Raw genomic sequence first — 11,452 nt, forward strand, 5'->3', positions numbered from 1 at the left:
ACCTATTTGCCTAAAAAACCATCTATTGACATCTACCCAAAAGATTTACCTGCACTGCCTCCTGCTATTTTTTAGTTCTGTCGAACTCACGTTAATGTAAATCATGGTAGGCTCCTGCTCCAATTGTTTAAACTTCTACCAAAATTCTGCTTTTAATCCTTTTAGCATTACTTTTAGCATTACTTAATGTGGCGAATTACCTCGGCAACTGACCAAGCTTGAGCGATCGCTCCTCTGGGCTTGTGAGGTGGATCGCCATCAAAAATCTCAGAAATAGAACCAAGACCAGCGTCAAATAGGAAGTGATCTAGCAAAGGTTGCCAATCAAAAGGCAGCGATTTTTGTGGATAAAAACGTTGCCAAGCCCGAATATATGGCCCAATTAGCCAAGCCCAAACAGTGCCTTGGTGATAAGCGCGATCGCGTTGCTCTTGGTTACCCTCATATCTGCCTTTGTATTCGGGATCTCCAGGATCGAGACTGCGAAGACCATAAGGGGTGAGTAAGCTGACAGTTGCCAAATCTAATATTTGACACCCTTGCTGTTCAGAAAAGGCGCAATGGTGCAACGACAGCGCCAAAACCGCATTGGGACGAATTTGAAAATTCCGGCGATCATCCGGCTCAATAGTATCGTATAGATACCCCAGATGAGGATTCCAAAACTTTTGCAGCGAGGTTTTCACGCGTTGTGCTTGTTGAGCATAACGGTGTGCTTGCTTAGTGAGACGTACTGGTTCACCATACTCAAGCTGGCTCAATCGTTCTGCCCACTGACTCAGCCAACATAAAGCAGAATACCAGAGTGCATTGATTTCCACTGGTTTACCATAACGAGGAGTCACGGGGTGTGCCCCAATTACCACATCCATCCAGGTAAGGGCTACACCAGGAGCATCCCAACTAAGTAGCCCATCGGTGGCATCGATTTGGATATTGAAATGTGTACCACCAACAAATGCTTTGTAGATTTGCTGTACTAAGGGGAATTGCTCTGCCAAAAATTCCCAGTCTTGGGTAGCTTCTAAATAAAGTCCTAAAGTTTCAATCCACCACAACGCCGCATCAATACTGTTATAAATTGGTTCTCCATTGACATCAGGAAATACATTAGGAATCAAACCGTGGCGGCAATAATATCCAAAAGTCCGCAATACTCCTTTTGCTAAGTCAAAGCGCTGTGGAATTAGTGCCAAACCTGGCAAGGCAATTAATGTGTTGCGTCCCCAATCATTGAACCACTGATAACCAGCAATTACCGTAGGGCCTGGAATTGAGGCTCGATAGGCAATAAACTGATCGCTTGCCTTAAGTAGTTGTTGCCAAATTGTAGATTGGGCATTGGGGATTGGGCATTGGGCATGGGGAAGAGGCACAGAGGCAGGGGGAAGAGTGCACAGGAGAGGAATTTCCCCCTGCTCCCTGCTCCCTGCTCCTCTGCCTCCCCCTCTCCATCCAAAAATCTGGGAGAGCCGTTTTTGCTCTGCCTCTACTGCCTCTGCAAAGGTTTCGGAGGTAAGAACACCTGCCATCGAGTCGGGAAAACCTACTCGTGCTTCTAGAGTCACCGTATCTCCTGGTTGCAGTGTGACTATCAAGTAACCAGGACTGTAGAGGTCTTCCTTGTCGCCTAATCCCCGTTTTGTTTCCTCAGGCAATCTATAATTCCAATACCAAACTGCATCTGTTTGATATTTTCCTTGTGTCCAGCGCAAGTGCCAAGGTATACCGAAATTCCCAGAATTTTTTGCTTGCATACAGACTTGCTGCTGCCCAAGCAATTGTGAGAACTGTAATTCTGGATTAGCAGTTTGCTGGTAGTGAAAGTTACGTTCTGCTATCAGCAATCGCAACCGTAAAATCGCTGTGTCACTTCCCTCGTAACGATATTGGATCAAAATGCGATGGCAAAATTGCACAGGGGCATTGGGCATCCCTTCGGCTTCGCTCAGGGCAAGTAGGCAGGGGGCATTGCTTATTTCCTTTTGTGTCCTTTGTTTCCAATCCCCAGCCCTCACCAAACCATAAGGCATCACCAATTGTCTGGTTAACTGCCAGTTATCTTGACCCCAAATCCATTTTGGAACTGGGTTAATATCAAAACAGCGCAGCAATTCGTAGCTTGTCGGCTCAATCTGACCGTTACCCCAAAAATTTGTCCCTAGTGCCACAACACTCCCTAATACTTCTAAGCTAGCTTCTAGGTGCGAAAACAGCAGAGTACGATCACAAGGAGGGTTTGTAGCGGCAAACAGCCAACCGTGATAAGTGCGCGTGCGGACATCCGAAACTGTACCACTGGCAAAACTTCCTAAGCCATTGGTAAGCAACCATTCTCTTGTATCTAAATCAAGCATTTGCTACTCAAAATCGTTATGAGTATGATATAGTTGTAACAGATCGTAATTAAACTATGAGAGCGTGGATGGGTCAGTTTTACTTGACCCAAATTCCAATGCTACTAAACCGATAAAGGAGAATTAGGTTAATGTCCCTTACTTACGCAACCGAAGGAAGCCTCCGCGTTGGTCAACAAGCTCCCGATTTCACAGCAACAGCTGTAGTAGACCAGGAATTTAAGACAATCAAACTTTCCGATTATCGCGGTAAGTATGTCGTCCTGTTTTTCTATCCACTAGACTTTACCTTTGTTTGTCCCACTGAAATCACAGCATTTAGCGATCGCTACGAAGAATTCAAGAAAATCAATACTGAAGTCCTTGGGGCTTCTGTTGATAGTGAATTCTCCCACCTCGCTTGGATTCAAACAGATCGTAAGTCTGGTGGCGTCGGCGACCTGAATTATCCTCTAGTCTCCGACATCAAAAAAGAAATTAGTGCCGCTTACAACGTTCTTGATCCAGCAGCAGGCATTGCTTTACGTGGTCTATTTATCATAGATAAAGATGGTATCATACAGCACGCCACCATTAACAATCTCGCTTTTGGTCGCAGCGTTGATGAAACCTTGCGGACACTGCAAGCAATTCAGTATGTTCAGTCTCACCCCGACGAAGTTTGCCCAGCTGGTTGGCAACCTGGTGACAAGACAATGAATCCTGATCCAGTGAAGTCTAAAGTTTACTTCTCTGCTGTCTAAATTTCGCTGGCTAGGATTTAATCCATCCTATTGGAGTTGAAATCAATGAAAACTACAGATAAACAGAGATACACATTAAACAGTGTCAACCTCGGTATCTATCTGTGGTTTTTTCATAAAGGATTTTAATCTTTTAAATAGTATTTAAACCAATTCGTAATTACGCTTGTTCGCGCAGCGTGCCCTCTTGCTACGCCCCGCTACGTTCGCTTTTAGCGTCTCGTAGAGAAGGAGCAATTAAGTTTTTTGACGGGGATTTAGATTTAGGCTTCCATTTGCGCTGCTTGATAGAAGCTATGTAACTTCAACCCCCAAGCTAGGTTAAACTAATCAGGGATAAAAATATGCTGACTTCAACTGATTTTAGTGGCTTATTAAATGAGCGATTCTTCCGTAATTTATTACCAGTTCCAGCGACAAATAAACTCAGGTTGGGAGTAGGAACGCCAGATTTTCAACTGCCTGATATTACCAACGGAACTTTAGTAAAATTGTCTGATTATAAAGACAAACAACCAGTGTTACTTGCCTTTACTCGCATCTTTACTGAAAAACAATATTGCCCCTTTTGTTTTCCTCATATTAAAGCTTTAAATGAAAACTACGAACAGTTTAAAAATCGCGGTATAGAAGTTTTAATGATTACTAGTACCGATGAACGGCAGAGTCAAATTGTTGTGAGGGATTTAAACTTACAAATGCCGTTATTGAGCGATCCTAGTTGTCGGATTTTTCTTACCTATCAAGTAGGACAAGCGCTAGGAGCGCCTTTGCCAGCACAATTCGTATTAGATAAAGAAGGAAAACTCCAATACTGGCATTTATTTTCTTTTTTGGATCACAATGCTAGTGTTAAGACTTTGTTAAAACAATTCAATTAACTTTAATGTGTAAATGGCAATGCCCACTCTACTCATAAAATTGTGAGGTTTTATGGTGCTGACCCTTTATCATTCATCGATTTCTCCTAACTCCCGCCGCGTCTGGATTACTCTACTGGAAAAAGAACTTGAGTTTGAATTAGTAGAGATAAAAATGGATGGGGAGCAGTTTAAACCAGAGTTTTTGGCAATTAGCCCCTTCCATCACATTCCGGCTTTGGTGGATGATGGCTTTAAGGTAGTGGAATCTTTGGCAATTTTGGACTATTTAGAGACAAAATATCCCACACCTGCGATGTTGCCTAAAGATGCCAAAGATTTAGCGATCGCACGTATGGTACAACTGGTCACTGTGAATGAGCTTTTGCCAGCAACTACTACCTTTTTACCTCAGTATCTCGGCTTGCCTGGAGGAGATCCAGAAAAAATCGAGCAGGCAAAGCAGAAAATTTCAACGGCGCTGAAGTTTTTGGAAAATTTACTTGACGATCGCCCTTACTTTGGTAGTGAAAACCTCACTCTTGCTGAGGTTGTGGCTGGGACTGTAGTACCTTTGATCCCCATTGTAGGCATATCTCTGAGTCAATATCCAAAATTAAATGCTTGGCGCGATCGCTTAGTAACACGGACAACGTGGCAAGCTACTGAGGCTACACCATAAACAATGGAAGCGTTTAAGTCCATCCTGCTGAGGAGAATGGCGCAGTAAATTCATCACCTGATTAATTTAGAGACGCGAAGTTTCGCGTCTTTACAATCCGAAATTTCACAGCTTGACTTGCTGTAAATGACTGCGGGGATTATAAGTACGTATAGCCCGGATTTTTTCATAATATTCCCGCTCTTGCTGGCTGAGGTCTTTTGGTGGTGCGATCGCCACCTTCACCAGCTGATCGCCACGTCCACCTTTGGCCAATGGCCAACCTTTGCCACGTAAACGCAGTGACTGACCAGAACGCACTCCTGCTGGTAACTTGACATTAACTAAACCGTCAGGAGTAGGTACATCAATAGACGCTCCCAAGGTAGCTTCATCTGGTGTGATTGGCACTTCGCACACCAAGTTATCGCCTTCCATTTGGAAGAAAGAGTGCGGCTGAAATTCGACTTTTAAGTATAAATCCCCTCGTTGTTGAGTCATCGGGTTGATTTGACCTTTGCCCCGCACGCGCAGACGAGTACCAGGTTTAGCGCCAGATGGGATACGAACATCAATTGTTTCGTTACCTAAACTAAAGCGCTTTTGCACACCATTAAATGCTTCAGCAAAAGTCAAAGTGATTGCAGCTTCACTATCTTGGGAACTACCCGCACCGACATCACCAAACCCATAATCGTTAAAGCTGCTGCTAAAACCACTCGTCCCACCTGTAGGACTGCGGTAAGAGTAATTTTGGGAGTAATTTGAGTAATTAGTTTGTTGTGAGTAACTTTGTCGCCCACCACGAGGAGTAGCACCACCAAAGCGTCCTAGCAACTCATTAATGAACTCATCAAAATTTCCGTATTGACTGAAGTCAAAACCACCCATATCAACACCAGCGCCGCCAGATGAGAAACCTTCACCAGCCTGTTTCCAATATTGACCGAATTGGTCGTATTTTTTGCGTTTATCTGGGTCTGACACAACTTCGTAGGCTTCGCTAACTTCTTTAAAGCGTGCTTCCGCCTGTTTGTTATTTGGGTTGACATCAGGGTGATATTTGCGGGCTAGTTTACGAAAGGCTTGCTTAATCTCGTCTTGAGTGGCATTCTTACTAACTCCCAAAATTGCGTAATAGTCTTTGAAGTCGGTTGCAGCCATCTATCTACCAGCCTCCTATAGAAATTCCTGTTATGTTTTTTTAAGATAAAAGATGTTAGTTTGCCTGGTATAGTTGCCAAGCAAGAGAATCTGACTTTAAATTAACAAAGAATATACAAATTCAAGTGTGGTTCTCGCTCAACAAGCGATCGCAATTTCCGTACTCCGATTTTTCTGATAAGCGGATCAGCCTGTCTAGTCCCTCTTCCAGGCTTGGGGGAGCATCTCGGAGTTGACGGTGCATCCGCAAGATGATTTCTTCAGGAACCTGGCGCGATCGCCTTCTATTCCGTGCTAAACATAACCAAACAGGCGTATCCACCCAAATGCCCGTAATGTGGGTAAAGCCCAAGTTACGGCCTAAAGCAATGACTTCACGACGATGGCGGCGCTGGGCATTGGTGGCATCGAAAATAGCTGTATTCTTTGTAGAAATAGCTTGCTGAAATTGCCGTTCTACTTCTTGCCAAATCAGCAGCCACGGCCCCTGAATAGCTTGGGAACCAAACAGTTGCCCCCGGATGCCATCTGTAGAAATCAGTAGCATCTGGGGGCATTCTGTCAGTAATTGTTCAGCTAAAGTTGACTTACCGCTACCTGGAAGACCAATTAACAAAAAAAGTGAGGAATGAGAAGTTAGGAGTGAAGAATTAAAAGTGAGAAGTGAGGTGTAATCATAGTTTTTATTCATTAACTCCTAACTCCTGTACAGACGCGATTAATCGCGTCTCTAGTCCTAACTATTAAATGATAGTTCCATCAGGAATTACAGCATTTTTCAGCACAACGACAATGCCACTGCGGATGTAGAAACCTTGACTTTCACGGTCAGCTTCTTGCACATTATCTTTATTGATAATTTTGACATCATGACCGATACTGGCGTTTTTATCGATGATGGCACCGCGAATAATCGAGTCAGCACCAATACCTACAGGAATGTCACCTTGTTCTACATTGGATTGGCGTTCTACAGAAGCTTGGTAAAAATCTGCACCCATAAGCAAAGATTCTTCGATAAGGCAGCCAGATTCAATCCGCGATCGCACTCCCAAAACTGAATGTTGAATGCGGCAATTCTTTAAAATGCAACCTTCGCCGATAATTGATTCTGTAATCTGGCAATCTAAAAGTTTACTTGGAGGCAAGTAACGAGCGCGGGTATAAATTGGTGCCTTTTCATCGTAGAAACTAAAAGGTGGCTGGGGTTGTTGAGTTAAGGCTAAATTGGCATGATAAAATGCTTCGATTGTTCCAATATCTTCCCAGTAATCATCAAAAAGGTAAGCTTGAACATTGTAATCTTTAGAAGCATCAGGAATAATTTCTTTACCAAAATCAGTCCTTTCTGTACCTTCTCTCAACAACTTGAACAAAACCTCTTTTTTAAAGACATAAATCCCCATTGAGGCGATGTAAGGCTGTTGCTGGGCAAGTTCATTTGATAATCCCAGTACGCTTGTATCAACGCGCATTTTGGTTAAAGCTTCACCTTTCGGTTTTTCGCTAAAATCGATTACCCTACCAGAACCGTCAATTTTCATCAAGCCAAAATCTGAGGCGCGGCGTTCATCGATGGGGATGACTGAGAGAGTAATATCAGCCCCCGTTTCCCTATGGCGGTGGATAAACTGGCGATAATCCATGCGATAGAGGTGATCGCCTGAGAGAATTAGATATTCTTCTACATCCCATTCTTCCATTAACCACAGGTACTGACGTACAGCGTCTGCTGTACCTTGGAACCAGTTGGGGTTTTCTGGTGTTTGTTGTGCCGCTAGCACTTCTACAAACCCTTCATTGAAGCCAGTAAAGTTATAGGTACGAGCGATGTGACGATTTAGGGAAGCTGAGTTGAATTGTGTCAGGACATAGATTTTGAATATTTCGGAGTTTATGCAGTTACTAACAGGGATATCGATTAAGCGGTACTTACCCGCTACTGGTACTGCTGGTTTAGCGCGTAGTTTGGTTAGCGGGTAAAGCCGAGTACCCGCGCCACCACCAAGAATGATTGATAATACTTTCTTCACAAAATTTCTCCCGACTGCCTTTCAACTCTCAACTCTCAGTTTAGGACTGTCTGCCACCACAGGTAAGGGGGATCATCTGATTCTTTAGGATGAATTTTACAGAATCGTGTGGTGATGGATAGTTAGGCTGATAGGGAGAAAAACTAGAACAATTGTATTAATTTGTCTGAATAATGGGGCGCGATCCCTGCGCCAACTTCTTTGGCGATCGCTATACCCAGCAAATAAACAAAGAATTATTTTTGAAGAACCATATCAAACACTGAAGCTACCTAAACTTTTACTCTGATTTATCAAACTCAATTGCTGCGATCGCTTCAAATACTTTACCCAAGGTTGCTCTGACAACTGAAAAATGGCATTTGGTGACAGTGTTGCCGTGAAAATATCTTTGCCACTGGTAACATCACTGACACCCAAATTTTCTAAAATAGCAGTTGCAGCAGGGCTTAAAATTGGTTCAGTATAGATAAAAACCGCAAAGCTGGTTTATTCTAAGTTTTCAATATCATTTAGTGCTGTAGCAAGGCTAGCATCTAGCTTTTGATAATTCATCAGTAATTCCTTAGTAAAAAGTATGGGCAATTTTTAGTTGATACTACAACCAATTTATCAAATTCATGATTTTTCATTGCCTATCTTTGGTACAGATTTAATGCGCTAATTTCTACATCTAATTAGAGATTAACTGCTGTTGTCTTTGGTTTTTGGTGTTTATTGCCTAAATGCCCAGTATACTTGTAAGAGTCGGCAGATAAGTTTTAAAAACTTCAGCCAGTTTACTAGCATCCGTAACAGCAGATGCTATACCTTTAAGGGCATTGAGAGCCATTGAGCAAAGTTTATTTACTCGTTCTCCTGATGGTTTTTTTCCTTCTTCTGCTATAGTTTCTACAGCTTCTAGCGCCTCTTTCTTTTGATTTTCAGAAAGGGCTGGCTCATCATTGATGGATTTTTGCAAAGTCGTTAAAATCTTTGCTAGCTCGTCACTAGTATCAGTACTAATATCTCTAAGTTGCTGAATCGAATTACTAACTTGACTGTTTGCATCTGCCAGTGTCAAGTTAGAGTTTGTCACATCGCCGCCTACGGTAATCTTATTACCGCTAGACATGTCAACATTTCCACCTGCGCGGATGTTTTGATTATTGCTTTCCATAATGTCACCTGCTTGATTCATCATATATACGCGATTTCCTTCGCCCTTGATAGTAACTTCTCGTTTTGTCTCAGCAATTCCAGTAATTAATCCTTGGATAAATTTTTGCTGCGAATCATAGAAATTTTGTAATCTTTGTATTTCCCCTTCTTTAGCTTGAAGCACAAGTTCATACTTAGCCTCAATTGAGTCAACTGCTTGATTATAATGATTGGTCATTTCTCCATGAATTGCAGTTTTGTTTGTTTCTAAAGAAACACCTACTTTAGCAACAACTACGCCATCACCTTTATTTTCTATGCTGCGAACAGATAAGCCCAATCCTTCATTATTAATAGCAGTTTGAGTCAAAGAAAATGCAAAAGCCCTCCAGTTCAGTCCATTTTGAAAAATTAAGTCAATGGTATCCCTGACATCGGTAATCCATTTTTCAAATTCGCCTGGTTGAAATTCTCCACTATCTGGTTTTGGTTCTAAAAAGTTTCCATGCAAGCTACACTTTAAATAAACACGTTTACAATCAACGTCTTGAAAACGAGTGTTTTTATTGATATTCCAGTCTTGGATACAGGCATCTGTAAGTAATGCACCAGAAAAATCTGTATCTAATACTTGAGCTTTAATTAGAATCGCTTCTCTTAAGTCTGCACCTTGTAAATTTGCACCTTGTAAATTTGCTTCAGTAAAATCTTCACCACGACCATTATTAGTAGTTAACAGTTTTCTAACTTTAGGCTTTTCCAATATAGTTCCTTGAAGTCGAGCTAATTCTAAACCAGTAACACCTTTAAAGCTAGTGCGTGTGAGATTTGCTTTCCTAAAATCTGTATGTCTTAAATCTGCGCCATCAAAGCTAGCATCGGTTAAATCTGCTCCATAAAAAGATGTTCCACCTATTGATGTCCAGAATACAGCTACTTCCCTAATCCATCTAAATTTAGGTGAGCCTCTGATTGCTTTTTTTGCAATAAATGCGGACGAGATTATAACCGGAATTGCTGCAATTATAGTTATAAAACCATCACCATCTTTTTCGTGTTGTATCTTTGATACGCCTATTATTAGAACTTCAGCAATCAGCCCATATCCCATAACAGCTAAAAATTCACCTATAACTCCACAGTATATAGAGCTAATAGCTATAAATAATGCTGTAATAGTTGTACTAACCCACGCGAAAGCTATGCTTAAACCTAAACATGATAGCCAAAATCCTATTCCAGGAATCTTGTTATTTACCTCGAAACAAACATAAATGACAATTCCGAGAACTATCAACGCAACAACACAAGTAGTTGATACTATTTCAAAACCCCAAACTACAAATATTACTAATGCTGTGGTATATAAAGCAATCGCAGTAATTTCTAGAAAATCAAAATAATTAACTTTCAAAACATTGGTTATAGTCTCTAATACTCCACCTGCGAGAAGAGTTATTATACTAAGGAAAGCTGCTACGACAATACTAAAAATACCTATTAGTATTTTTTGAATAATATTTTGCCCAGCAAGTGCATTTTGGAAATTGCTATTGGTTAAAATATTCTCTCTATATTCATTATTGCAAATGTTTTTTTGATAATATTTCACGTCATAAATAGCTGTAAATTACTCACAATTACAACCGAAAAAATAACAAACTAATTTACATATGATTTTGTCTTTTTTAAAAATTTGTATATTTTTTAAATCTATAGGATTCGTGGCAATTAAATCTATAAACTCCCTATTTACTCCAGTTAGCAAGCTTAAATCATTTATATTTAAGTCTGCCGCATCCAAAAATTCTTTAACTTGCAGCGTATTTAGAGGTAATTCTACTTTATCTGTGCTTTGCAAATCTTTAAAGCTACAATTTAAAGCTCTACTAATTTTGTTAAGATTAGTCTGAAATGGCTCTTGTGTTAATTTTTTATTTTCAATAGGCTGTAAACTATAAAACAAAATAATAGGAAAGTCAATTTTTGACTGATTTGCCAACTCCTGAAGGGATAGATTTTTATTTTGAGCTAGTTCAGCGATCTTGAGTTTTACAGCTTCCCTTGTTTCTTTAGGCTTTACTAGCTCTACCATCTCTACATCTAACGCTTTGGCAATTTTTCTCAAATCCTCTATTTTTTCTGTGACATTAAAATCTTCATTTTCATTAGCATATTTCTGAATATCATCTGGAGAAATACCAGAAGCTTTACTCAGTAAATCAATACCCATCTCTTTGGCTTTGACAGGATCTAACATTTGAAATACTTGAGCAACACCAGCCTCTGTGACAGACCAATTTAGGGCGATCGCAATTTTTTTAAAATCATCAGTAGTCTGTGTTGCATAAGTCCGAATCGCTTCTTCAGGAACTTCCGAAGTCAGACTAAGTAGATGGTAAACCTTTTCTTCTGCTATTTCTCGAATGCGAAGTTTAACCATTGATATTAATAAAATTATGAAAATTTTAGATAAAATTTACTATTCAAGTAA

At 40.8% G+C, this 11,452-nt stretch carries 10 protein-coding genes; 3 read left to right on the top strand and 7 right to left on the bottom strand.

The annotated features are described in order from the left end of the window. Positions 1-179: 179 nt before the first annotated feature. A complete protein-coding gene (locus tag V7L20_RS11165) occupies positions 180-2,357 on the bottom strand; it encodes an amylo-alpha-1,6-glucosidase (protein ID WP_334744140.1) in 2,178 nt (725 codons plus the stop codon). A 131-nt stretch (positions 2,358-2,488) separates the two neighbouring features. Here V7L20_RS11165 and V7L20_RS11170 point away from each other — a divergent pair, with 131 nt between their 5' ends. The 3 genes from V7L20_RS11170 to V7L20_RS11180 all read left to right on the top strand — a co-directional run bounded on the left by V7L20_RS11170 (position 2,489) and on the right by V7L20_RS11180 (position 4,642). Further along, positions 2,489-3,100, top strand: a complete 612-nt coding sequence (locus tag V7L20_RS11170; RefSeq protein WP_334744141.1) for a peroxiredoxin — start codon at positions 2,489-2,491, stop codon at positions 3,098-3,100. Positions 3,101-3,444: 344 nt separating this feature from the next. Further along, complete coding sequence (locus tag V7L20_RS11175; RefSeq protein WP_334744142.1) at positions 3,445-3,981, top strand: peroxiredoxin family protein; 537 nt, start codon at positions 3,445-3,447, stop codon at positions 3,979-3,981. Between the two features lie 55 nt (positions 3,982-4,036). Continuing rightward, positions 4,037-4,642: a glutathione S-transferase family protein gene (locus V7L20_RS11180; RefSeq protein ID WP_334744174.1), complete on the top strand. Its 606-nt coding sequence runs from the start codon at positions 4,037-4,039 to the stop codon at positions 4,640-4,642. Between the two features lie 105 nt (positions 4,643-4,747). Here V7L20_RS11180 and V7L20_RS11185 read toward each other — a convergent pair whose 3' ends face one another. From V7L20_RS11185 to V7L20_RS11210, 6 genes are all read right to left on the bottom strand, one after another. Next, on the bottom strand, positions 4,748-5,785 hold the full coding sequence (locus tag V7L20_RS11185; RefSeq protein WP_334744143.1) for a J domain-containing protein: 1,038 nt from the start codon (positions 5,783-5,785) through the stop codon (positions 4,748-4,750). 121 nt (positions 5,786-5,906) lie between these two features. After that, positions 5,907-6,476 carry an AAA family ATPase gene (locus V7L20_RS11190; RefSeq protein ID WP_334744144.1) on the bottom strand — a complete coding sequence of 190 codons (570 nt, stop codon included), beginning with the start codon at positions 6,474-6,476 and terminating at the stop codon, positions 5,907-5,909. Between the two features lie 52 nt (positions 6,477-6,528). Next, positions 6,529-7,818: a glucose-1-phosphate adenylyltransferase gene (locus V7L20_RS11195; protein ID WP_334744145.1), complete on the bottom strand. Its 1,290-nt coding sequence runs from the start codon at positions 7,816-7,818 to the stop codon at positions 6,529-6,531. A 255-nt stretch (positions 7,819-8,073) separates the two neighbouring features. Continuing rightward, positions 8,074-8,238, bottom strand: coding sequence for a hypothetical protein (locus V7L20_RS11200; protein ID WP_334744146.1), 165 nt, complete (start codon positions 8,236-8,238; stop codon positions 8,074-8,076). 301 nt (positions 8,239-8,539) lie between these two features. Next, complete coding sequence (locus V7L20_RS11205) at positions 8,540-10,570, bottom strand: pentapeptide repeat-containing protein (RefSeq protein ID WP_334744147.1); 2,031 nt, start codon at positions 10,568-10,570, stop codon at positions 8,540-8,542. Positions 10,571-10,588: 18 nt separating this feature from the next. Beyond that, complete coding sequence (locus V7L20_RS11210) at positions 10,589-11,401, bottom strand: hypothetical protein (protein ID WP_334744148.1); 813 nt, start codon at positions 11,399-11,401, stop codon at positions 10,589-10,591. Positions 11,402-11,452 lie beyond the last annotated feature (51 nt).

Source organism: Nostoc sp., from assembly GCF_036916735.1.
In the GTDB taxonomy this organism is placed as follows: Bacteria; Cyanobacteriota; Cyanobacteriia; order Cyanobacteriales; family Nostocaceae; genus Nostoc.